Genomic DNA, 25,998 nt, shown 5'->3' with positions numbered 1-25,998 from the left:
TATTTAGTAATCGGTTTCTAATGGTATTCTAAAGGCGATTTGGGTGCCTGCTATTGACGAATCTTCTTCTATAATCTCTTCTATTTGTAAGGCATCTTTCCCAGAAATAGATTCTAATCTTTCTTGGGTAACTGTTAATGCCATAGATTGATGGTCTGTTTTTATTTTGGCTTTTTGAGACTGAAATATACCCAAGCCATTATCTAATATCTTACAATGTAAGAATTCTTCATTAGTATGAAACAAAACTTTTAAAATTCCGTTTTTATTTCCTTTCAAAATTCCGTGTCTTATGGCATTTTCTACAAAAGGCTGAATAAGCATAGGTGGAATAAGAACTTCTTCTGGATCAAACTCAGAATCGATAGAAATAGTATATTCAAATGGTTTATTAGCCATTAGTTTTTCTACCTCTATATAGTGTTTAAGCGTTTTCATTTCCTGATCTAAGGTAATATTATCTTTTCTGGAATTATACAAAGTTTCTCTAAGTAGTGTAGCAAAGGTGTTTATAGTATTATTCATTTTTGTAGGATTACTTGTTCCCATCGCTTTAATACCATTGAGTACATTAAAAATAAAATGAGGGTTCATTTGTAGTCTTAATGCTTTTTGTTCTAGTGATAACAGATGGTTTTGCATCTGTAATCGTTCTCTTTCTTCTTTACTCTTCAATTTTACTTTTCTAATATAAGAAAGTGTGATCGCCGTTAGCGCCAGAAGTATTAACACTAATAAAGTTAACTGAAACCATATTTTCTGATAAATAGGTTTGTCGATAAATAGCTTAAATGTAATAGGTTCGCTTTCTTCCCATCTGTGATTTCTGGATTGAGCAGAAAACGAATGTTCTCCATATGCTAATCCTGCTAAATTTTGTTTCTGATCAGAAGACCAGGGACTCCAGGCAGTATTATTAAGCTTATAGCGGTATTCAATATCATTAGGGTGGTCAAGATCAATAGTTTTATAACTAAAAGACAACTCTGTTTGTGTAGGTGTTAGCTGGAGAATATTATTGTTTTTGGACCAAATATTTGGGTTAATAGAATCCAAGCTTTTATAGGCAACTTCTACATTTTCAAAGAATATTTCGGGTTTGGTAGTGGCTTTGCTGATTTCTCCAGATTCATACTTTGTTAACCCGTAAATTGCTCCAAACCAAAGATTTCCTTTGATATCTTTGGTTACAGCATTTAGACAAGTTTCAATGCCCAAAAAGCCATCATTTCTTCCAAAATGGAAGACATCTGTTATTTGATTCAATAGATTGATTTCTATTCGATCAACACCTCGCTCAGTCCCTACCCATAAATCATTATTATTGTCAAAAATCATCTGGTAGATATTGTTGGAATACAAATCTTTTTCTCCTTTTAATTTATTGAATTTTATTTTACCACTAAGATCAGACCACCAGATTCCCTGACCAGCAGTGCCTATATATAATTTATCATCATTAAATAGTAAGGTATTAATAGAAATTTTTTGATTTATAACATTATTTAGATGCGTAACTTTATTTTTTTTTAAATAACCAACATCGCCATTTTGTGTAGCATACCAGATTTTACCTTTAGGCCCTTTTTTCATATCACTAATTTGTACATCTTCAATACCTCTTCTTTTAGTGAATCTTCGGGTTTTTCTTAGCTTGTTTTTTTTATAATCATAGACAAAACGGGTAATTCCGCTAGAGTTTGACGCTGCCCAAACCGTATCATTGCTTATAACAATGGATCTAATCCAATTTGATAGAAGACCTCTTTTCTTATTAATGATACGATCTTTTATTTCTGTTTTTACTACCGTATATGTTGTTGGTTTTTTAAGATTCGACTTATCAACAACAATACTATCCTTTGTCGTTATTTGCTTATACAGAATTCCTTTACCTTCAGAGCCTACCCATATATTACCCCGGTTGTCATTGGTAATCGTCTTAATCTTTACATTAGCAAATTTTTCATCTTGTTGTATGTCTTGTATGCCATCGGTGTTTATTTTTATAAGACCCGCTTCAGAATTTGAAGCCCATATCTCATCATTAAAAGAATGTACAGCATATACTCTGTTCCTTTTTAATCCTGTTTTTTGATCATAGTGTGTAAAGTTATTAGGGAAATATTTATAAAACCCACCACCGGAGGTTGCTATCCAGATGTTAGATTGACGATCAGAGATACTTTTTCTAATATGAGAAATGGCCAATCCATTTTTTTGATTGATCTTTTTCTTTATTTTGAATTCTCCAAGGTTGACAACAGAAATCCCTCTATTGTCTGTAGAGAACCATAATTCATTATTATGGACAGAAATATGATTTACCCTCATAGGTTCTTTTATCCAGTCGTTACCATAAGTCTTAGCATTGGTATTGAGTACTAAAACCCCTTTGTTAAATGCCGCAGCATACACCTTGGATTTATGATATAATGCAGCCGAAAAATTGAAAGCACTATGTCTTACCATAATACTGGCATCTTTATGTATTTTATTTAATTTCCAAAGCCCTTTGTTTGTCGCTACCCAGAACAATTTACCATCATATACAATATCATTAATAATACTTGTATTGATTTTTGTGTCCAGCATTATTTTTTTGAGTCCTTTTTCGGGGAGGTATTGATGTATTCCTACATTGGTGGCTAGATATGTTTTGTTGTTAACTCTAAAAATTTTATTAATTTGAAATCCCTCAAGATTGTAAAACTTTTTTTTGGTTTTTATGGAAAGCCCTTTCCTGGTTCCTATAAAAAGGCTGTCATTTGCGAATGATAAAGAATGGATGTAGTTAGATAATAATCCATCATCCTCATTCCATACTTCGAATTCTTCACCATTAAACTTGCAAACTCCACCTCCGCGAGTACCTAACCATAAATACCCAATATCATCTTGTATGATATCATATACCTGAGATTGAGGTAATCCATCTTCCAGGGTATATGCCCTAAGTCCATTGTTCTGAGCAGATGTTTTATCAACAGAACAACAGATAAAAGAAATTAAAAAAATAAAATACTTAAAATTATATGGGGACATAAAAAAACTTGGTTTGATAACAAATATAATCAAACTGAATTTTTGATAATGAAAACCCATTAAATACTTATACAGAAATTCATGTTAAAAATAAACCGTATACAAGCAGGCAGTTTTTTTGGGAAAAACAGTTGGAAATAATTGGATAAGCCTGCTGTATACATTGGTCTATACTAGGAGAATGATATTTTCAAGCTTTAAAAAAGCATGAAAACGAATAGAATAACGCAGTAAAATAGTATAATACAATAAAAATATTATTCCTTTCTCTTAAGTTATTAATAGCTGGTAATTGCTGTATTTTTTGAAGGATTGAATTCGTTGTCATTCCAGGTAAAACTTTGTTTTAAATTTATATATTTAACTTCAGAGGTTTCTTTATACAATGTTTCGGTTTCCAAAATATTTCCTTCTACACCATATTTTTGGTTGGGAAAAGTATATTGAGAATCCGTATTAGAGTTTTCACAGTACACATTGGTTAATCGTGGAAGGGAAACAACCTCATTCTTATCCGTAATCATAAAATAGTAAGATTCTACTTCGGCACAACAAGCTAAATATTCAATTTCCATCTTAATCACCTCAGAGATTCCCTGTAAACCGGGATTCTCTAAGGTGGTAATAAAGATGTCCTCAAAAAGCTCCGTATCATCGATAGTGAAAGTAGATAGTTTTTCCGAAATTCCCCCCGAACGTACAAGATCCACCAAATATGTTGGATATTCTGCACCATTCTCTTTAATTTCAGTTACTGCCATATACTTTCCGGTTTTCTGAAAACTTTGTGCTTTCATAAATTGAAACCCTATAATTAAGATGAAAAAGATAATTGCTTTTTTCATATGAGTATATTTTGAGGTTGATTATTTACTCAAAAGTAAGCACAAGAAAAGATAAAAAAGTAAGGTTTTTAGTATTCGTAAGAATTGGACTAGAATTCGTGAAATCAAATGTGCTTGCCAAAATGATTATAGATGAAAAAACAAGGATAACTTGCTGTTATTATTGGGTTTATGGGTTTTTTATTTCTTTTTTTCTTTGCAAAATAACCTCTTGATGTTTTTGAAGTAGCACGTGAAATCCTAAATTTTGATTTTTTATTGTGTATGAAAATAGTATTTGTAGAAGTTGTAAGTTGTATTTGTATTCAGAAAGTACTTTTGTAATTACCAAAGGTCCAGAAGTATTTTTTCTCTAAAAAATAATATACATAGGGCAATTCTTATATAATTGTTGATGAAAATCGTGAATACCTAAGGAACGATTTTTTAAAAGCAGTAGGGTAATTTTTACAAAACAACTGCCCGTTTAAAAATTTGTAAGGTAGAAGTAGTGAAGAAGTTTACATTATTTAACCATACAAGATATAATAAAAACCAAAATTACTATTGAGATCACTCCAAAAAGTGGAAGTTTATCACGTATCTTAACAACTAAAAAAATTAAGAAATATACATGTTTTATATAGGTTTTGATTTGGGGAGTTCCTCTATAAAAGTAGCATTAATAGATGCTACCACAGGCACATCAATTTCAACGGTTCAAGAACCCAAAAAAGAGATGGATATCATTGCTGTCAATACGAATTGGGCAGAACAAGATCCAAATTCATGGTGGAAGAATATTTGTATAGCTTCCAAAAGAATTCTAAGAGAAAATAATATAACGGCAGATCAAATAAAAGGAATTGGGATTGCTTATCAGATGCATGGATTAGTACTGGTAGATAAGCAAGGAGCATTAATCCGAAATTCAATTATCTGGTGCGATAGTAGGGCAGTTACTATTGGTAATCAAGCATTCAATGACATAGGAGAAGATCTATGTATGAACCATATGCTGAACTCTCCGGCTAATTTAACGGCCTCAAAACTTAAGTGGGTTAAGGATAATGAGCCTCATCATTATGATCAAATTTATAAGTTTATGTTACCTGGAGATTATATAGCATATAAATTTTCGGGAGAAATAACGACTACTAAATCAGGGCTTTCTGAAGGTGCACTCTGGGATTTTATAGAGGATAAACCAGCAGATATACTGTTGGATTATTATGGTGTAGATAAGGAGATGGTTCCGGATATTGTAGAAACATTTGGTCTGCAATCAAAAGTATCAAAAAAGGGAGCAGAAGAAAGCGGTTTAAAAGAAGGATTACCAATAGTATATAGAGCTGGAGATCAGTCAAATAACGCATTATCTCTTAATGTGTTTAATCCAGGAGAAGTTGCGGCTACTGGCGGTACATCTGGAGTTATTTATGCAATAACAGACACTCTTTTTGCAAAAGAAGGAGTGAAATTTAATAATTTTGCACACGTAAATCATAGTGCAGACAACATTAGAATAGGTAAGTTACTGTGTGTTAATGGAGCTGGAATTCAATACAGATGGTTGAAAGATAATCTTAATCTGGAAATGAACTCATACCAAACAATGAATTCTTATGCGTCTAAAATTCCTATAGGTAGTGATAACCTGCAATTAGTGCCTTTTGGGAATGGAGCGGAGCGTATGTTTAATAATGCTAATATAGGGTCACATATTTGTAATATTAATCTAAATAAACACACGCGGTCACACATTATTAGAGCAGCGTTAGAAGGGATTGCCTTTTCTTTTATGTATGGAATGGAAATACTCAAAAAAGATGAGACAGAGATTAAAGTAATCAGAGCAGGAAATGATAACTTATTCAGAGCTGAGATTTTTGCGACTACAGTGGCAACGCTGATTGAGCAGGATATTGAGATATATAATACTACGGGAGCAATTGGTGCTGCCAGAGCAGCTGGTATGGCTGATGGTACATTTGATAGTCTGGACAGTGTGATTACAGAAAATGATCATGTAAGAACCTACCGACCACTCCAAAATAAGGAAGCATATCAGGAGGCTTATAAAAACTGGAAAAAAGAATTAAAAAGAATACTAAATAATAAAGAGATATGATCATATCAGATAAAAAAGAATATTTCAAAAATATTTCAAAAATAAAGTTTGAAGGTAAAGATTCTGATAACCCTTTAGCGTTTAAATATTATAATCCGGATCAGGTAGTTGTCGGAAAGACAATGCGAGAACATTTCAAGTTTGCAGTGGCGTATTGGCATACATTCTGTGGAACAGGGGCAGATCCTTTTGGTCCGGGAACAGTAAATTTTATTTGGGATCAATCTAAAGACGCAATAGAAGCTGCAAAGCAAAAAGCAGACGCAGCTTTTGAGTTTATTTCTAAAATGGGCTTTGATTATTATTGTTTTCACGACTATGATCTGGTGAGAGAAGGAGCGACCTTTATCGAGTCAGAAAAACGTTTGTCTACTATTGTGGAGTATCTCAAGGAGAAACAATCCGAAACAGGAATAAAACTGCTTTGGGGAACATCTAATTGTTTTTCGAACCCAAGATATATGAACGGAGCAGCAACGAATCCAGAATTTAATGTGCTTGCCAGAGCAGGTGGACAGGTAAAACTTGCGCTAGATGCTACGATCGCTCTACAAGGAGAAAATTATGTATTTTGGGGAGGTAGAGAAGGATATATGAGTCTTCTTAATACGAATATGAAAAGGGAACAGGAACATTTGGCTATGTTTTTAACCAAGGCAAAAGAGTATGCCAGAAGCCAGGGTTTCAAAGGGACATTTTTTATAGAACCAAAACCCATGGAGCCAACCAAACATCAATATGACTTTGATACAGCTACTTCAATCGCATTTTTAAAGCAGTATGGATTAGACAAAGATTTTAAAATTAATATCGAAGTGAATCACGCAACCTTAGCTCAGCATACATTTCAGCATGAGTTACAAGTAGCGGTAGATGCAAATATGCTGGGAAGCATAGATGCTAATCGAGGAGATTATCAGAATGGATGGGATACAGATCAGTTTCCTAATAATGTGTATGAAGTGGCAGAAGCAATGTTGGTTTTCTTAGAAGGTGGTGGTCTTCAGGGGGGGGGTGTTAATTTTGATGCTAAAGTAAGAAGAAACTCTACAGATATAGAAGATGTTTTTTATGCACATATTGGTGGAGCAGACGTTTTTGCAAGAGCATTGTTGGTAGCAGAAAAAGTACTTACCTCATCACCATACAAAAATTTAAGAGAAAAACGATATAGCTCTTTTGATGCGGGTAACGGAAAATCTTTTGAAGAAGGTGCGCTAGATCTCACTCAGTTATATGAACTGGCTAAAGAGAATGGCGAATTACCGCTTGTAAGCGGAAAACAAGAGTTATTCGAAAATATTATAAATCAATATCTGTAGCAATTTAGAAAGGTTACTTTGTGCTCGAAAGTCGTAATCGAAATATTTTTTTGATCAATGCCACTTTGGCTTGCTTCAAAGTAGTTTACTAACTGATTGTAAAAGATATATGTGTTACAGAAAATAGTATCGGGAATAGTGAATTTTTGATCAGGAAATTGAATCTCGATACTATTTTTTTTGCATATTATTTCGAAAACCCAAGTTGATTTACGCCAAAAGCACTTATTTATCCAATTGTTGTCTTTTTCGCACTAATAGGATGCAGCCATACTGCTGCATCTGTTTTATTTAAAGCATTAGAAACATTTAATCATCTTAAACGATGCGTCTACTTCTCAAGGACAGAAGATCTTGGTTTATCAAATTTAGCCATAGAAAAGTCACTTTTACTGATTAGATTTAATTCAGAATTAAGTGTGAATGTTATAGTTGCAGGGAGTGTTGTAATTTATAATCATAGCATAGATAAACCAGGCTTTATTAAGTTTTCAGAATAATTTATCATAAAGCTGTATCTCAAAATTCATTTTTATGCTACATTTATAGAACACAAGTGTCTTATGATCGAAAAAATAGAAGTTGGTATTAAAGCATTTAGTTCCTGGATATGGGATTGGCCTTTATTAATACTTCTTATAGGTGGGGGGGCATTTTTTTTGATATATTCTCGTTTTACGCCATTTTTATATTTTAAACATGCAATTGATGTTCTCAGAGGGAAATACGACCAGGAGAATGCTCCCGGTCAGTTAAGTCATTTTCAGGCATTATCATCTGCTATTGCGGCTACTGTAGGGATGGGTAATATAAGTGGAGTTGCGGTTGCGCTGGTAGCAGGAGGTCCAGGAACTATTTTTTGGATGTGGATTAGTGCTTTGATAGGTATGGCGACTAAGTTTTATACCTGTACTCTGGCAGTGATGTATCGATCAGAGAGCAAAGAAGGAATTACTTTGAGTGGTCCCATGTATGTGATTACAGAAGGACTGGGTGGGTACTGGAAACCATTAGCTATGTTTTTTGCATTAGCAGGGTTAATCGGGACACTACCTGCATTTACTGCGAATCAACTTACTCAGACTATTATTGATGTTTTTCATTGGAGTGAAAATGATAAGATATACATTGGTATCATATTAGCCGTCATTGCATCTTTTGTAATTCTGGGAGGAATAAAAAGAATAGGATTTGTAGCTGGTAGGCTGGTTCCCTTTATGGTAGGACTCTATTTTATTACTGTTTTTAGTATTCTGATACTGCAAATTGATAAGATTCCTGAAATGTTCTTACTGATTTTTTCGGATGCATTTTCGGGAGATGCGGTAGCGGGAGGAGCATTGGGGTATTTGATTAAAACCGGAGTAAAACGGGCTGCTTTTTCTAATGAAGCAGGAATTGGTACTGCACCTATGATGCACGGAACAGCAAAAACTAATGAACCCGTGCGAGAAGGATTAGTTGCTATGATAGGTCCGGCAATTGATACGTTGCTGGTATGTACATTGACTGCATTGGCTATTTTATCAACAGGTGTCTGGCAACATTCAGACGGAAATGGGATTTCTTTGACGCTGGAAGCTTTTAATGCCGTACTGCCTTATGGAATTGGGAATGGCATCGTCATTATTATGGTGATGGTATTCGCATTTTCAACCCTATTTTCATATTCGTATTATGGAGTGACCTGTTTGGGATTTTTAACCCAACCGAAATATGGGAAATACTATAATTACATTTATATTTTATCAATTGTTGTGGCCGCCGTAGTCAAAATAGAATTTGCTATTAATCTTATTGATAGTGCATTTGCATTAATGGCGATCCCAACCGTGATCTCAGGCTTGTTACTAGCGCCAAAGGTAAATGCGAGTGCAAAACAATATTTTAAGAAACTTAAAAACAGTTAAAGCTTCTTCCACATTTTATCAGCATTTAACCTAAAACTGCCCAAATGCTCAAAAGTACATTCCTCCGGAGCAATAATAGATAGGAAAGATTGCTCTTCCTTATCTTTATATAAATGATATGTATATCCCGCCACTGGTTCAAAACTGAATTTGGAACTGTATACAAGGTTGTTATATTCAAATTCATTGATTAAAGCATCATATTGCTTTTTTAGCTCATCGTATTTAGCCTTAACTTGTTTGTTTACCTTGTAGATATTATTATTTTTCCAGGCCACTGTATCTGTAGTGGTAATTGATGGTGCACCTACATTTGTAGCATACGGTTTTAGCCCTGCATCGTATCTTTCTTCCTGTTCGTTATATACAATTGAATCTGGTTTCTTGTCTGACATCTATAGTTAGTTTATCGTTTTGATATTTTATTTTGAGCAATATGTTTTTGTCGAGAACATTTAAATCTAGGCTCTTTTTTATTAAGGAGTCTTTTTTTAGCGTGCTTTGTTTTTCTACCTTGAACTCGTTGTCTCCACATTCTAAAACTGGAAGGTTTCATCTCTCTACGCATTAAATCGATAACTTCTTGTTCTTTTAAACTAAATTGCAGGTAGATAGCATCAAATGTAGTACGATCTTCCCAAGCCATTTCGATAATGCGATCAATTTCTCTTAAGGTAAACTCTTTTCTCATGATTTCAGGAATAAATTAATCAAAATTTCTGTTAGAAAAAGCTACAATGTCACTTACTGTAGTATGGATCTTTTTGTAATGAAGGCAAAAATATATAGTAAAAGCACAGGAAATCCAGCTGTGAGTGTATTATAAATTGCTTCATTATCTTCTAGTCTAAGATCTCGTTTTGGCTAATTAATAGTTCTTTTTTTTATTAATACTCACATAGATTTCTCATGTTTTCTGCATTGCTCAGTACAATATAAAACCTCTTCTCAAACTGAACTCCATTTTTTGTGCTACATAAAAAGACGTTGGCATACCTTGCACATTTTATTTGAGAACTGGGATATTTTTAAGAAATATCATATTTGTTTAACAAAAGTAATAAATAAGTAAACAAAATAATTTAATTTGATAGATTTAACAAGTTTTTATACCCTGTTTGATTTGCCATCATCAAGCTTAGGGCGGTATTATGCAAGTAAATTCAGAAAAGTAAGCAGTATAGTTTGGGAATTCACTCAGGAAAATAATGAAGTTTTGTCACTCAGTCCTTTACAATAAACTCGCTACGTCTGTTTTCCTGGTGTTCTTCTTCTGTACATGGAACTCCATTGCCGCAATTATTGATCAATTTTCTTTCTCCGTATGCTTTTCCACGTATTCTGCGCCAATTGATCTCGCCATTTTCTATAATGTATTTCACGGTAGCACGCATACGTTTTACGCTCAATTTTTTATTATACCAATAACTGGATCTACTGTCTGTATGTGATCGCACCTCTATTTTTAGTGTCGGGTTTAATTTCATGACTGTTATTACTTTTTGCAGATCGGCAATCGCATCTTCTCTGATTTCTTCAGTATCCAGATCGAAGAAAATACTATTTAACTGTAAAGGAACTACAATATTATCGCCTGTTTTTACAGCTTCAGAAGTGGTAGATAATAATTTTTCTTTCTTAAAATCTATAGGAACTGTATGAGAAGCTTCAAAAATGGTGCTTGATGTAAAAATAGTATCGTTAGGATTATGTTCGTCAATAGAAGATCTTATGATATATTGAGTATCACAACGTATTTCAAAACGATATGCACCTTTAGTATCAGATTTGATGGTGCTAAGTACTTTTCCATCCATATCAAGTAGTGAAACATCTACATTTACCATTATAGTATTTGTTTCATTATCTGTTATAATACCAGTGATATATTGTTTGCAAGTAGTTATTAATTTTTCGGTTTGTCTAAAACTATAAATATCATCATTTCCTTTTCCGCCATTTCTATTACTGGCAAAATAACCCACCTTATTCTCTTCATCTATTACAAAGGTAAAATCATCCTTAGGGCTGTTAACAGGTTTTCCTATATTAAAAACATCAAAAGAATCAACACCTTTTTTTATGGCTACAAATATGTCCAGACCACCCAGACCTACGTGACCATCGCTGGCAAAATACAATCTACCACTATCACTTATGTAGGGGAAAGTCTCTCTGCCTTCTGTGTTAATAGCATCTCCCAGATTTTTTGGTTTGCCGTATTTTCCTCCTGGGAGTATAGTTACCACAAACAGATCAGATTTACCTCTGGTTCCTTTCATATCACTGGCAAAATAAAGTTTTGTGCCATCAGGACTCAATGCGGGATGGGAGATAGAATAATTATCACTGTTAAACGGTAACTCTTCAATAGCAGACCATTTCCCCTTAATGAAATTAGCTTTGTATAATTTTAAAAGGACAACCCCTTTTTTGCTTTTTCCTAATTTGTTGTTTGTAAAATTATTTCTGGTAAAATATACAGTAGTTCCATCTTTACTGAAACTAGTAGAAGATTCGTGAAATTTGGTATTGATTTTACCTTTTAATTTTATAGGTTTCTCATTAGAGACTTTATTTTCTTTTATAACCGATGAGAATAAATCAAGAAATGGCATTCTGTTCCATTCGTGGATTTTAGTTTTTTTTCCACGAGAGGAGGCAAAAACGATTTCATTTTTGTGGTTAAAACTTGGAGCATAATCAGAATATTCAGAATTTATATCTAACATGAATACATCATATTTGCCCGATTGTTTTTCAATAAAATTTAGGTAATCTCTCTTGCTGACAAAAGATTTGGCACGTTTGTCATTGCCAGTTAAGGTGTTGAATTTTTCCATAACTGTATCTGCATCGGCATAACGTTCTACACTTTTAAGGCTTTGTGCATATCTGAATAAGTATTCGGGTTTAAGGTTTTCAGTATAATTAGTGACTAGTTTTTCATACCATTCTACAGAGTTCTCTGGTTCACCAGTAAAATAAAATGAATCAGCTAGTTTTCTAAAAAGGTTTTCAGAGGCATATCCTTGTCGCGCTACATTCAAGTAAATATCTCTGGCATTAATATAAGCAAGGGCTTCAAAATTTTCATCAGCTTTTACCAGCTGTTTGTTTTGTTCTTGACCAAAACCATCAATACTCCCCAATAAGATTATTGCATAAATGTATATATGCAGATAGCAATATCTTTGTGAGGCGAATGAAAAAGAAAGTAAACAGTTTCCCAAAATGATCCCAGTATTTTTGTGATAAGCATCTTGTTTCCAAGGGTTTTTGGAAACATACTGGAATTGAATTTACGAAAAATTAACAAAACCATAAAGTACTTTACGGTTTTTAAGTATTATCAATGTCTTTTGGATGAGGTGAATTATAGAAATAAGTTGAAGTTGTTTACAAGTATTTTGTAAGATATAGCGTATTAATTTTGGTGAGACTTCTGTTGATATTTAGTGAAAATAACAAATTGATTCAAAATAGTTAGGTTGAGTAATATTGACTTACCTTTGCAAGAATAAATTAATGTATATGGCTCATAAAGCAGGTTTTGTAAATATTATCGGAAATCCTAATGTAGGTAAATCCACCTTAATGAATGCCTTTGTAGGAGAAAAGTTGTCTATCATAACTTCAAAAGCGCAGACAACACGCCATAGAATATTGGGGATTGTCAATGGAGATGAATTTCAAGTAATTTTATCAGATACACCGGGGATTATAAAACCAGCATATGAATTACAAGAATCCATGATGGGATTTGTAAAATCAGCTTTTGAAGATGCAGATGTACTGATCTATATGGTTGAGATTGGAGAAAAAGAATTGAAAGACGAAGCTTTTTTTAATAAAATAACCAGTTCTAAAATTCCGGTTTTTTTATTATTGAACAAGATAGATAAATCGAATCAAGATCAGTTAGAAGAGCAAGTACAATTTTGGGCACAAAAAGTTCCTAATGCTGAGCTTTATCCCATTTCGGCATTAGAGAATTTTAATGTAAAAGAAGTGTTTGACAGGATCGTGGAGCTATTACCAGATTCCCCACCTTTTTACCCAAAAGACCAGCTTACGGATAAGCCCGAAAGATTCTTTGTTAATGAGGCAATCCGAGAGAAAATATTAATGCATTACAAGAAAGAAATTCCTTACTCTGTAGAGGTAGAGACTGAAGAGTTTGTTGAGGATGAGAAGATTATCAGAATTAGATCTGTGATCATGGTAGAACGAGATTCTCAGAAAGGAATTATTATTGGGCATAAAGGATCTGCTTTAAAAAGGGTTGGAACAGAGGCTCGTATTACCTTAGAAAAGTTTTTTGGCAAACAAATTCATATAGAATTATTCGTTAAGGTTAATAAAAATTGGCGAAATAATGAGCGTCAACTAAAGCGTTTTGGATACAATAATTAATCATAGATAACTTGTTTTAAATCAGTTTATTTGTAGGATTTTTGTAAGCTTTTTGATTTTGTTAACAAAAGAAATGTTGTATTTTAAAGGTAAAAATATACTTTTTAACGTTTTTTTATTCTTTTTTACGAATGTTCTATTTGATTGATTTAATTTTGTACCCGAACCTTTAAAAATGTCCCAGAATTTATGATATAAACATTACTATTACCTTCACATATTTTTTAATTAACGGCTTAATTTAAAAAAATAAATACAAAAATTCGGGGAAATCATATGATCTAGGATTAATATGGATTTTTTCACATTTTATGTATTTATATAATAAAACCCAAATAAATTTAACCAATTATTGAATTTTAAATTCTTTAAAAAAAAACTACTACACAATGTCAAAATTAACTAGTAGGCTTAACATTTTAAGTCAACAGATAGCTAATCCCAAAGTCGTATCATTCCTCTTTAGTTTCAGTATGCTTGTCATTTTTATGATGACAACTGGATTCGGATCTATAGATGATGATAAAACCGAAGCGGCTACAACGAGTACAGTATGCAAAAACCCTCTAGCTGCGGCATTAGGATATAATGCATTCGTTAGATATGAAACTCAATTAAAAGGAGGCGATACAGAAGGTCCAATTGCCTTAGGTGGCGATTTAACAATGAGCGGTATTATTACTGTTGCTGCACAAACAGCAGGAACTAATTTTTTTAATGGTGATGATCAACCATCATCATTAGTCGTGAATGGAAAAGTACTTTATGAATCTGGAGAAGGTATATATCTTAATCAAGGATATGTAAAGGTAGGTGATCCAAATGGATCATTTGTTCATGATTTAGATACTAATAATGCAACTACTAATACGAGAGTAACTTCTGGAGATTATAATGCAATCCCCAGAGTTCAGGTACAAAGAAAACAATCTGCAAATTCTGTTAAAAATGGTGGATTGATTGATTTTGAGGCAGCCTTTACTTTGTTTGAAGCAAAGTCTATTGAATATAGCACGCTTATAGCAAATGTATCGATAAGCAATGATAATAAAATTTATTTAACAGAAGATACCGTTAATGTGATAAACCTTTCTGGTGCTGAGCTTCAGAACTTATCTTTTTTAACTTTTGAGACTACTCCAAATCAAAATACTCCACTTATCATTAATGTAGATGCTTCTACTGATTTTGAATGGGATGTCTTAAACCTTACAGGTATTGGCGATCCTCAAGGAGCCTACATATTATGGAATTTTTATAATACGTCAAATATTACTCTAGTCGGTGGAGGAACCATTATTGGTAGTTTATTTGCACCAACATCTAATGTTGTTAAAGATTCTTCAGGGAATATTAATGGGCAAGTAATTGCAGCTAATTATTATCATAAACAAGGAGAACTCCATCAGCACGTTTTTGATTCTTGTACAGAAGAAGAAGTGTGTGAGGTATTGGTTGATGCAGGAGATGACCAGGAGATCTGTTTAGGTGATGAGGTAATATTAACAGCTACTGTAGACGGAAATACAAGTTGCGAAAACTGTATAGAATATGGTATTCAGAATACAAATAGTTGTAGGAGAGATGAGAACTATGTGTTCTGGTTGACGGATGGAGATAACTCAAGATGGTTTTCTAATGTTGATTTGGAATGGAATGAACTTGCAGATGGAACAGCAACATTAACAGGAACCATTTTTGATTATACACTTACACAAACAACGTATGAAGTAGATGCGACATTTACCGGAAAAACTAGTGATGCTCCACAAGGAAGTCCCAAAGAACATTTTTGTAATAATGAAGACAGTACAGGTTGGATTTATTATACAGGTTTGACAGGGAGAGTCACAAGTACAGACGGGTCATGGTCGATAGATATTTCCAGAAGAGGTCCTGCGTTTCAATTAGGGAATGGAGCAAATCAGGCAGAAACAGCGCAAGGAAAATTTGCAGCTTCTGGATGGTTTAATACCACGGATAGTCAGTATGATCGTGGTGATTTTAATATCGTATTTGGAGATTGCGTCTCTACAGGAACGAATAATACTTCTTTTTTATGGTCTACAGGAGAAACTACAGAGAGTATCACCGTGTCGCCAGAGCAAGATACTACGTATACCGTTACAGTTACAAACTGTAATGATTGTTCTGCTACCGATGAAGTATTAGTGACTGTAAAATCAGCTGTTGTTGATGCAGGAGATGATCAAACAGTTTGTTTAGGAGATACAGTAACACTTACCGCTACAGGAGAAGGAACTCTGGAATGGTCTACAGGAGAGACTACAGAGAGTATCATTGTATCACCTACAGAAACAACAACCTATACGGTGACAGTTACAAATGGAAGTTGTGAGGCAACTGATTCAGTCACAGTTATTGTGAATGATCCAATTGTAGTTGATGCAGGAGAAGATCAAGAAATATGTTTAGGAGATGAAGTTACGCTTACGGCACAGGTATCAGGTGTAGAGGATTGTATAGATTGTAAAGAATATCTTGTAGAAGGAACAGACTACTGTGCAGGAGATCATAATTTTGTGATTTGGTTGACTAATCAAGATAGAAGTGATCGCAGATGGTATTCTAATGTAGATTTAGTATGGGAAGAATTAGAAAATGGTACTGCTACGTTAAAAGGAACAGTATTAGATTATACAGTAACTCAGGAAACATATGAGGTAGATGTATTATATTCTGGAAAAACAACCACTGCGCCAGTTGATAGTCCTAAAGCGCATGAATGTAATGATGAAGATGCTGTAGGATGGGCGTATTATCCAGAGATGAGCGGTACAATTACTAAGACAGATGGTTCTGAAGTGATTAATATAACAAGAAGAGGAGAGTCATTTCAGGTAGGAAATGGAGCAAATGTTTTTGAAACTGAAGTTGGTAAAAATGGAGCCTCTGGATGGTTAAATGTCACAGATGGATATTTTGCTTATGGTGATATCAACATCAATTTTGGAGATTGTATTAATCCAGGTACTGGAGAAGTGCAATACTTATGGTCTACTGGCGAAACTACAGAAAGTATTACAGTGTCTCCAGAAGAAGATACTACATATACTGTAACAGTTACTGGTTGTACTACTTGTGAAGATACAGATGAGGTAGTTGTAACCGTAAATTCGGCTACGGCATATGCAGGAGCTGATCAGGATATTTGTTTAGGAGATACTGCTACATTAACGGTATCAGGATCAGGAGATATTCTTTGGTCAACAGGAGAAACGACTGCTTCCATAGAAGTATCTCCAGATACAACAACAACGTATTCTGTGATAGTAACTAATGGAAACTGTGCAGCAAGTGATGATCTAGTAGTAACTGTAAATTCGGTTGCTGTGGATGCAGGAGAGGATCAGACTATAGCATCAGGTGAGTCTGCTACACTAACTGTAACAGGAGGAGATACGTATTTATGGTCAACAGGAGAAACAACAGAAACTATTGTCGTGTCTCCAGAAGAAGATACAACATATACAGTTACTGCATATAGTAATGGATGCGAAGCTACCGATAATGTTACTGTGTATATAGAAGGTTGTAGTGTAGTAGCTGATGCAGGAGAAGATCAGACAATCTGTCTTATTTCTAATTCGGGGCCTTCAGTTGTTAATAAAACGACCATCCAAAAGGCATCAACAATGGCAGAAGTGTTTTTGACTGCTTCTGGAGGAGATACTTACTTATGGTCAACAGGAGAAACTACACAATCAATTAGTGTAAACCCTACTCAAGATACTACATATACAGTTACCGTGACTAGTGGTTCTTGTAGTGATACAGATGAGGTAACAGTGTTTGTTACAGAACTTGGTGCGGATGCTGGACTAGATGTAGAAATTGTTGAAGGAGAAAATATAACGCTTACAGCTTCTGGAGGAGATAGTTACTTGTGGTCAACAGGAGAAACTACGCAGTCTATTATAGTGTCCCCAACAAGAACGACCAATTACGGAGTTACTGTTTTTAAAGGGAGTTGTTCTGCTTATGATGAGGTTATAGTCAATGTTGGATGTAAGGGCACTGCTAATGCAGGAGAAGATCAGACAATATGTGCAGGAGAGGTTGCGGTTCTTACTTCTTCAAGCGGAGACCTTATTAGATGGTCAACAGGAGAATTTGGAGAAACGATTACCGTTTCGCCAACAGAAACAACAACTTATTCTGTTACGATCATTAAAAACGGATGTCTTGATATCGATGAGGTAACTATAGTTGTAGAAAGCTGTGGAGGAGGTCTTGGTGGTGGTCCGACTATTGTGAATAATATATACCCAACAGTTTTAAAATCTTCGGATAATGTTTCTTTAGAAATTTCGACTACAGAAAAGAACGATACTGTAAGAGTATCGCTGTACAGTTTATCCGGAATAATAATGGGACCTACAATGAATATGAAGGTTGCTCAGGGAGACAATGTTATGAATATTGATCTAAGCAAAATTAATGTATTACCATCTGGTATATATGTTGTTAAGGTTTCGAATAAAGAAGGAGATAAATTGATGAAAATAGTCGTGAATTAAGATTTTTATCGTCTTAATATAGTTATAGAAAAGCTCACCATTTTTGGTGAGCTTTTTTTGTGGATAACATTAATGTAAACTAGGATAATAAATCATAGGTTTAATTTATTCATTTCATAATATTGAAGATAAATGCATGATTGAATTTTATGAGTTTAATCAAATAATAAAATTAATCATGAAATTTTTAAAAAAGATAATAGCCTCAGCTGCTATATTGGGAGTAATTAATTCTTGCGACTCTGATGATGACATAGTATTACCATCAACAGATACATCTGCTCTAACATTTAATAAAATAGGTTCATTAAAAAATGGAATGGGTGATGAGGGGTTCGCTGAGATCTCTGCATTTGACCCAACTACCAATAAGCTATTTATTGTAAACCCAAATGATGCCGAGATCTCTGTTTGGGATCTCTCAGATCCTGTATCTCCAGTTTCTGTAACAGATATTCCTGTAGATGGAATTCCTAATAGTGTAGCTGCATATAATGGAATAGTCGCTGTCGCATTAGAAAACATAAATAAGCAAGCGAATGGAGTCATTGCTACCTATAATGCTGAAACACAAGTTTTATTAAATACATATGATGCAGGAGCATTACCAGATATGGTTACTTTTAGTCCAGATGGCACATATATTGTTGCAGCCAATGAAGGAGAACCTAATGATGATTATACTTTAGATCCAGAAGGTTCTGTGACGATCATAAACCTCAATTCTGGAGAAGCTGCAAATGCTACTTTTACGACTTTTAACAATCAAACGATTGGTAATAATTTTAGAGTTTTTGGAAAAGAAGCTACGTTGACCGAAGATGTAGAACCTGAGTATATCGCTATTTCTGATGATGCCAAGACTGCATATGTATCACTACAGGAGAATAATGGACTGGCCGTCGTGGATCTTGAGTCAAAAACAATTACTGAGCTTTTAGGATTGGGTGTAAAAGATCATTCTCTTCCCGAAAATCAGTTGGATGCCAGTAATAAGGATGGGATATCAGGTAATTTCAAAAATTGGCCAGTATTTGGGATGTATCAGCCAGATGCTATTAAATATGTAACTATTGGAGGTACCGGGTATATTATCTCTGCCAATGAAGGAGATGCCAGAGATTATGATGGGTTTTCTGAGGAAAGAAGGTTAAAAGATTTACAGTTAGATCCAGAAGTTTTTCCGAATGCGGCAATGTTACAGGAAGATGAAAATTTAGGGGAATTAAAAATTACTACTGCCAATGGAGATATAGATGGGGATGGTGATTTTGATAAAATATACTGTTATGGAGGAAGGTCATTTACGATCTGGAGTACTTCTGGTGATATAATTTATGACAGTGCAGATTTTATAGGAAAAAAAACGTATGAACTAGAAGCTTCTTTGTTTAATAATGATGAGGGAGTTGTAGATGATAGATCTGATGATAAAGGAGCAGAACCCGAAGCTATAGAGACATTGAGAATTGGTGATAAAACATTACTGTTTGTAGGGTTAGAAAGAACAGGAGGAGTCATGATATTTGATATTACAAATCCTGTAGCTCCACAATTTCTGGATTGGATAATAGACGCTTCAGATCAAGGGCCAGAAGGATTATTAGCTGTTGAAGCTTCAGACAGTCCAACAGGAAAAGACCTGCTTATTATTACCAATGAAGTGTCAAATACCGTAGCAATTTATGAGATCGAATAATTTCCATAAAAAGTTTGTTGTTTTGCAGTAACCACTTTTGACTGATAGTTATTACCTTTGAATAAAGTAATTATTTCACTGACTGACTATCAATTATGAAAAAGTTCAATAGGTCGATGCGCTGACCATTGAGCTTTTTCGTTTTTACAGTATTTCCGATCAGGCACTATTTATTTTTCTGGTATTCAAACTTCAATAGTATGGCAAGAATAAAAAGCCTAATTTTGCAAAAATTTTAGAATTTAGAATAATGAGTAATATAGTGGCAATTGTAGGGAGACCTAATGTAGGTAAGTCTACTTTTTTTAATCGGTTAATCCAAAAGAGAGAAGCAATTGTAGATGCAGTTAGCGGAGTAACTCGTGATCGTCACTATGGCAAGAGTGACTGGAATGGTAAAGAATTCTCTCTAATTGATACTGGCGGATATGTCGTAGGTAGTGATGATATTTTTGAAGCAGAAATAGATAAGCAGGTAGAATTGGCCATAGATGAAGCAGATGCTATCGTTTTTATGGTTGATGTAGAGTCTGGAGTTACAGGCATGGATGAAGAAGTAGCCAATTTATTGCGCAAAGTGAATAAGCCGGTATTTCTTGTTGTAAACAAGGTGGATAATGGAAAAAGAGCTGCAGATGCTGTTGAGTTTTATTCTTTGGGATTAGGAGAATATTATACAATAGCCAGTATTAACGGAAGTGGAACAGGAGAGCTATTAGATGCACTGGTAGAAGCTTTGCCAGATGTAGCAGAAGCAGAAGAAACAGAATTACCACGTTTTGCAGTAGTAGGTCGGCCTAATGCAGGGAAGTCATCTTTTATAAATGCATTAATAGGAGAAGATCGTTATATTGTGACTGATATTGCAGGAACTACACGTGATGCTATTGATACTAAATATAATCGATTTGGATTTGAATTTAATTTGGTAGATACTGCCGGAATAAGACGTAAATCGAGAGTTAAGGAAGATTTAGAATTTTATTCTGTAATGAGATCGGTTAGAGCCATAGAACATAGTGATGTATGTTTGGTTGTAGTGGATGCTACCAGAGGTTTTGATGCTCAGGTTCAGAATATATTCTGGTTAGCAGAACGCAATCGCAAGGGTATTGTGATTCTTGTTAATAAATGGGATCTTGTAGAGAATAAACAAAGTAATACCATGAAGGACTTTGAAACGCATATTCGTAAAGAGATAGAGCCTTTTACAGATGTGCCCATTGTCTTTATTTCTGTGTTGACAAAACAACGGATCTTTAAAGCTATTGAAACAGCAGTAGAGGTGTATAAAAATCGTTCTAAAAAGATAAAAACCAGTGTTATGAACGATACAATGTTGCCTATTATAGAGCATAACCCTCCACCGGCATATAAAGGTAAATATGTAAAGATTAAATACTGTATGCAATTACCTACTCCCCAGCCGCAGTTTGCTTTTTTTTGCAATCTGCCACAATATATCAGAGATCCATATAAACGATTTTTAGAAAATAAATTACGTAAAGAATTTGATTTTCATGGAGTGCCAGTAGCTGTTTATTTTAGAAAAAAATAGTTATTAGAAAATCAAAATTTTAACCGTTCTACGAGATAAAAAGACAAGCTTCTCAATTCTGTACCTGTAGGAGTACCATTTTTGGTAGGTAGTTTTATAAACTTTGGCATTTTTTTTATGATAGTATCTATTTGATCTTTTAGTAGCATGAATGACTGATTATTGATAAATTGCTTGTGTTTTTTTGTATAAAAATCTCGTACGTGAGGGCCAGATTTTTTTAGGATCTTTCCTTCTTCTGTTATAACTAATTTTAGGTGGAGATCATTACTTTTTTTTGATTTATTATCAATTAACACCCTATTTAAAGTAGCTTCTTCATTGGGGATATTAAATATTGCCAACTCTTGATTCTTTGCGTCATATTTTTTTCGTTGTAAGCGATAAGAGGTATTAGTAGCATTAAATTCTCGTAAGATATATTTTTCGATTTCTACAATATTTTGTTTTTGAAAATCTTCAAAACTTTTACAATCTTCACACGACTTAAATACTCCAGAAGATTGCCATGTAAGCTCCCCGTCACATAAAACCTGTTGTATTTCATCTATTTTTCGTATAATAGGTAATGAATAGATTCTGTCATGTGATTTATACGATTTATAACTAAAAATTTCGCATATTCATCGTTTCTTTTTCCTTTCTACTTCGTTTAAAAAATAAACCGTAACTATAGCTATGCTTGATTTTTTTGCCTTGCATAAAGAAAAAATAATTCAATGAATTTATACGAATTTTTTAATCACAAATCGTATTAGTAATGTTTAGCGTATCAATAAATTTCTTTTTGAAAATACTGATAATGCGATTGTTTAGTTTTTTTGGATATGTATTGGTCCATATATTATGTAGTTCTCCTTTTAAGTTGTAATTGAAAAATAATTTTGTAATTGGGATGGCACTATTAAATTTGGAAGTATTAATTTCTTTGAACCTTAGTTCTTTATCAAAAATTTTAGTAAAAGGATTTTCTTTGAGTTTTGAAATTTTTTCTTCTGTCAGATTTTCATTGATAAACAGCTGTATAGTTTTTCCTGCTTGTGACTTAAACGGAATTCCATTTCTTCTGTCAGGTTTTATGATTTGTGATTCATATAGTTTGACTACACGGGTAATTTCATATTCTACTTTTTTTGAATAAGAAACAGTTTTTAAATCAATTATTTTTCCTTGTCTTATGGTATTGGGGAGGTAGCTATGAACTTTTAGATCAATCATTTTACCTTTTTTATCAATTTTAAAAGAGATAGGTGCTCTTAACTCTCCAATAATTTGTTCTTGTGTTAATACATCAGGATTTATGGAATTTATAATAAATTTTTCCAGATCTTTTTTAAAACAGCCATAAGCATCACTAAATTCGTTTTCCACACAGTTTTTAAACATGGGAGGATAGTCACTAACGATAGATGTACTAGCATTAATGATTGTTTTGCCTTCTTCTTTAGAAAACAATTGGATATAATTTCGGGCTTGATACAAATCCTTAAGATTTGGTATTTTTTTGATCAAAAAAGATTTTAAAAAGACCTCGATTTTTTTATTCAGATCTTGGTTACCTGTATAAATTCTAAAATTCCAAGGTCTGCCATCCTTAGTAACCTCAAACTGAGCCCTGATACTATTGTGTAAATTGGGAGGAGTTGTATAGTCACTGATTAATGTCAGCTCTTGAGGAGTTATATATTTTTCCAAACTCAAAGAAAGTTCATTTTTTGCAGAAGGCTTGTTTAAATGTATAAAAGTTCTGTGTTCCTGCGCTGTATTCAATAATGCAAATTGTGAATACGAATGGATGCTAAAAAATAGTAGAATATATAAAATCTTATTCATCTTTTAATAGGATTGATTGATAGTGTAAATTTGATTCTCGTGAATGAGGTTTTGTAATTATTTATATTCGAATGTGTTTACATACTTTTGATTCGGATACTTCTTAAAAATTCTCCTAAGTAATTTATTTTTGTAGTATTTAAACTCTATTATTTTATTCTCGATATTGCCGAGCCGTAAACCACGTCTTTCTTTGCTAATAGATTATCATCGTCATAGGTGAACAATTCTATGATTTTTAGAGTATCTGTTTTCTTTGTAGTATTGTTTTTTGGGAATCTGGTAATATGTATTTCTTTTATTTTCATGGAATTATCAAATACAACTGTTTTGGATTTATTTAATTTACCCTTGTAATAAAAAGATATGTTTGTTTCTTTTTTGTTTGGGTCATATTTCATGACTTTTCTTGATGTGATACTGTTTTGATGAATAATTTCGGAAACATTTTTTTCTGTTTTGTTTTCTACAATAAGTTTTTCACGTTGTTTTTTGTTGTTAAAATCCTTCGTGATAATTCTTACAGTATCTTTTGAATATATAGAGGTATCACTCTCACAATTATTTTTTTCACATCTTTGGATCTGCATGATTCTATTGTGATCATTATATTCGTATCTGTATGTAGTAGGATTGAAGCTTTTTCCATCAATTAAACTTACAAAAGGATATGTAAGTTTAAAATCGCCCGTTCTTTCTTTTTTCTTTTCTTATATAGATTATTTTTTGCATCATAGAAAAAAAGAGTTTCATTGGATATTCCTTTCTTTTGTTCAGAGATCTTTTTTAGATTACCTGTATTATCGTATTTGGTAATTGTTCGGTGAGTTGGTAGTTTACGATTAGAGGAACTACTGGGGTTGTAGGTTTCTTTTGTTTCCCGTTGTATGCCAAGCTCTTTTTTTAGTTCAGTTTGTTTGCTAAATAGAGCATATTCTAAATCATTATCAAAAAATTGACCGAATGAATTAAGGTACACACCTAAAAGAATAAATAATATCGTTTTTGGCATCTGTTTGTAGTGCGATGTATTAATAGTGCTATGTAAATATATGTCCTAAAGAAGTAAAATGTTACCTGCTTGTTAAAGAAATTTTGCATATAACCGTAATATAAAATCGAAATACTGATTTTTTTATAAAGCAGTGGATTGAATAGTTCCTGTTAATGAGCTCATCTTGAGTAGTGTGGTTTTTAACCGAAAAGTTTGACTTTTGTGCTATAATGAAGTTTATATTTTTCAGTATAGCTTTTTGGTTAAAGAGATCGACAAAATAGGGTGCAAAATGTAAATTTTGCAGGTCAAAGCATTACTCAAGATGAGTTCAATAAAAAAGAGCTAATAACAAGTGTAGTAGTTATCAGCTCTTTTTATAGTAGTATGGAAACGGGTGTATTATTTTTCTACTGGTTTCATAATTCTAATCCAGTCTATTTTCATAGTATGATCTTCTGCAGACCCATCAATTTCCTCATCCGTAGGAAATCTGTCTAAAGCAGCATTCCAGTTCTGTACTTCTGTATTGAGGATAATGTCCATTTCTTTGCTTAGTCCTGTTCTGTCTTCCGGATTCCCTGTAGGAGAGGTATAGTTTAATGGATCAATACCATCTTTACCATTTTTATTGTCCAGATCATCCATGACTTTAATTAGTTTTCCATTTAGGTAGTATTCTAGATCAGTTGGACTTTTCCAGTATACACCTATTCTTATCCATTTATCAGACCAGAAGCCAGAAGTGTTCTCAGGATCAAAGTACCATGTACTATCATCTTTTGGCTGGTAATCCTGAAAAGGCTCTCTGATAAATACATGATGACTGATGTGCAATCGTTGGCTAAGCCATAACTGATCGTTTCTTGTGTTTTGTGCCCCATAAGCTTCGAGAATATCAATCTCCTGTGTATCATCAGGGCTTAACATCCATACATCCGAAGCAATAAAAGCATTTGCTATTTTTACTCTGGCTTCTACATATACCGGATACAGTACTCTTTTTGTAGAGGTGACACAGCCGAGTCTCGTTGCTTTGTCAGTAAATGTTGTATTGGTGCCATTTACAAAAGCATCATATTGTTTCATTTCACCAAGTGCTCTTGTGGTTAATAGGCGTAGGTTTCCATCTTGTACGATAGAATTTTCATGTCTCCAGATTGTGGGGCCTGGTCCTGTCCAATTTGCGTGATAATAATTATACCATTTATCATTACCAAAATTAGTCTGAGTGGTATTTCCTTCAAAATTATATTCAAAATCATCAGAAAAGTCATCTTGAAATTCCCATTCGAACCCTTCTCCAGGATCTGCCGGTACTAGAATTGTTTTAAAATCTTTACCTTCTCCATTTGTTAAGTCTTCTTCTGGAGCTGGATTATCAGTCCCATCCGGATCAGGTGTTATAGGAGGTGGTGAATCATCACTACTACTACAGGAAATAACAATTAGAGAAAGTAGTAGTAATACATTAAAAATTTTGGGTCTTTTTTTCATTTTCATTTTTTTATAAGTTTATAAAGTTAGTTAAAATGAAAACATCATCAAAATAATGTTAATTTATTAACATTTGTGCTAAAAAATGGGATTAAAATTAATGTTTTTAAATGTGTTATTCCTTTGAGAGTTTATCAGGTTTTTTATAAATTTTTTTGCTGTGTTTTTTATGAATTTAAAATTTAGTAAAGATGTTATACGATTTATAACTAAAAATTTCGCATATTC

General features: G+C 33.4%; 17 protein-coding genes. 7 read left to right on the top strand and 10 right to left on the bottom strand.

From position 1 onward, the window contains the following. Nucleotides 1-3: 3 nt before the first annotated feature. Nucleotides 4-3,045, bottom strand: coding sequence for a two-component regulator propeller domain-containing protein (locus tag F0000_RS12170; RefSeq protein ID WP_188112107.1), 3,042 nt, complete (start codon nt 3,043-3,045; stop codon nt 4-6). Nucleotides 3,046-3,323: 278 nt separating this feature from the next. Then, nucleotides 3,324-3,890, bottom strand: a complete 567-nt coding sequence (locus F0000_RS12165; RefSeq protein ID WP_149624993.1) for a hypothetical protein — start codon at nt 3,888-3,890, stop codon at nt 3,324-3,326. A gap of 613 nt (nt 3,891-4,503) precedes the next feature. Here F0000_RS12165 and F0000_RS12160 point away from each other — a divergent pair. From F0000_RS12160 to F0000_RS12150, 3 genes are all read left to right on the top strand, one after another. Further along, the gene (locus tag F0000_RS12160) at nt 4,504-6,000 is read left to right on the top strand and encodes a xylulokinase (protein WP_149624992.1); all 1,497 of its coding nucleotides are present in this window, start codon (nt 4,504-4,506) and stop codon (nt 5,998-6,000) included. Next, on the top strand, nt 5,997-7,322 hold the full coding sequence (gene xylA, locus F0000_RS12155; protein ID WP_149624991.1) for a xylose isomerase: 1,326 nt from the start codon (nt 5,997-5,999) through the stop codon (nt 7,320-7,322). Before F0000_RS12160 ends, xylA begins: the two co-directional genes overlap by 4 nt. Before the next feature lie 563 nt (nt 7,323-7,885). Continuing rightward, nucleotides 7,886-9,232, top strand: coding sequence for a sodium:alanine symporter family protein (locus tag F0000_RS12150; RefSeq protein WP_255452703.1), 1,347 nt, complete (start codon nt 7,886-7,888; stop codon nt 9,230-9,232). On the opposite strand, the gene F0000_RS12145 is transcribed toward F0000_RS12150, so the two are convergent. The 3 genes from F0000_RS12145 to F0000_RS12130 all read right to left on the bottom strand — a co-directional run bounded on the left by F0000_RS12145 (nt 9,229) and on the right by F0000_RS12130 (nt 12,465). Then, on the bottom strand, nt 9,229-9,627 hold the full coding sequence (locus tag F0000_RS12145; protein ID WP_149624990.1) for a DUF2452 domain-containing protein: 399 nt from the start codon (nt 9,625-9,627) through the stop codon (nt 9,229-9,231). The two genes, F0000_RS12150 and F0000_RS12145, sit on opposite strands and share 4 nt — an antisense overlap. 11 nt (nt 9,628-9,638) lie before the next feature. Continuing rightward, nucleotides 9,639-9,923, bottom strand: a complete 285-nt coding sequence (locus tag F0000_RS12140; protein WP_149624989.1) for a TIGR03643 family protein — start codon at nt 9,921-9,923, stop codon at nt 9,639-9,641. A gap of 532 nt (nt 9,924-10,455) precedes the next feature. Beyond that, on the bottom strand, nt 10,456-12,465 hold the full coding sequence (locus F0000_RS12130) for an OmpA family protein (protein WP_255452702.1): 2,010 nt from the start codon (nt 12,463-12,465) through the stop codon (nt 10,456-10,458). A gap of 301 nt (nt 12,466-12,766) precedes the next feature. On the opposite strand from F0000_RS12130, the gene era reads away from it, so the two are divergent. The 4 genes from era to der all read left to right on the top strand — a co-directional run bounded on the left by era (nt 12,767) and on the right by der (nt 21,446). After that, the gene (gene era, locus F0000_RS12125; RefSeq protein ID WP_149624988.1) at nt 12,767-13,648 is read left to right on the top strand and encodes a GTPase Era; all 882 of its coding nucleotides are present in this window, start codon (nt 12,767-12,769) and stop codon (nt 13,646-13,648) included. Between the two features lie 389 nt (nt 13,649-14,037). Further along, a complete protein-coding gene (locus F0000_RS12120; protein WP_149624987.1) occupies nt 14,038-18,189 on the top strand; it encodes a collagen-binding domain-containing protein in 4,152 nt (1,383 codons plus the stop codon). A 178-nt stretch (nt 18,190-18,367) separates the two neighbouring features. Continuing rightward, nucleotides 18,368-19,888: a choice-of-anchor I family protein gene (locus tag F0000_RS12115; protein ID WP_149624986.1), complete on the top strand. Its 1,521-nt coding sequence runs from the start codon at nt 18,368-18,370 to the stop codon at nt 19,886-19,888. A gap of 250 nt (nt 19,889-20,138) precedes the next feature. Then, the gene (gene der / locus F0000_RS12110; protein ID WP_149624985.1) at nt 20,139-21,446 is read left to right on the top strand and encodes a ribosome biogenesis GTPase Der; all 1,308 of its coding nucleotides are present in this window, start codon (nt 20,139-20,141) and stop codon (nt 21,444-21,446) included. Between the two features lie 11 nt (nt 21,447-21,457). Here der and F0000_RS12105 read toward each other — a convergent pair whose 3' ends face one another. From F0000_RS12105 to F0000_RS12085, 5 genes are all read right to left on the bottom strand, one after another. After that, nucleotides 21,458-21,790, bottom strand: coding sequence for a hypothetical protein (locus tag F0000_RS12105; RefSeq protein ID WP_149624984.1), 333 nt, complete (start codon nt 21,788-21,790; stop codon nt 21,458-21,460). A 394-nt stretch (nt 21,791-22,184) separates the two neighbouring features. Then, a complete protein-coding gene (locus F0000_RS12100; RefSeq protein WP_149624983.1) occupies nt 22,185-23,279 on the bottom strand; it encodes a hypothetical protein in 1,095 nt (364 codons plus the stop codon). A 149-nt stretch (nt 23,280-23,428) separates the two neighbouring features. Next, the gene (locus tag F0000_RS12095) at nt 23,429-23,869 is read right to left on the bottom strand and encodes a hypothetical protein (protein WP_149624982.1); all 441 of its coding nucleotides are present in this window, start codon (nt 23,867-23,869) and stop codon (nt 23,429-23,431) included. A 68-nt stretch (nt 23,870-23,937) separates the two neighbouring features. Further along, the gene (locus F0000_RS12090) at nt 23,938-24,291 is read right to left on the bottom strand and encodes a hypothetical protein (RefSeq protein WP_149624981.1); all 354 of its coding nucleotides are present in this window, start codon (nt 24,289-24,291) and stop codon (nt 23,938-23,940) included. Between the two features lie 384 nt (nt 24,292-24,675). Continuing rightward, nucleotides 24,676-25,776: a beta-agarase gene (locus F0000_RS12085; protein WP_149624980.1), complete on the bottom strand. Its 1,101-nt coding sequence runs from the start codon at nt 25,774-25,776 to the stop codon at nt 24,676-24,678. Nucleotides 25,777-25,998 lie beyond the last annotated feature (222 nt).

Origin of the sequence: Aquimarina sp. RZ0, from assembly GCF_008370685.1 — a bacterium.
Taxonomy (GTDB): Bacteria; Bacteroidota; Bacteroidia; order Flavobacteriales; family Flavobacteriaceae; genus Aquimarina.
The sequence above is the reverse complement of the archived record's forward strand: the minus strand, read 5'-3'. Positions and strand labels throughout refer to the sequence as shown.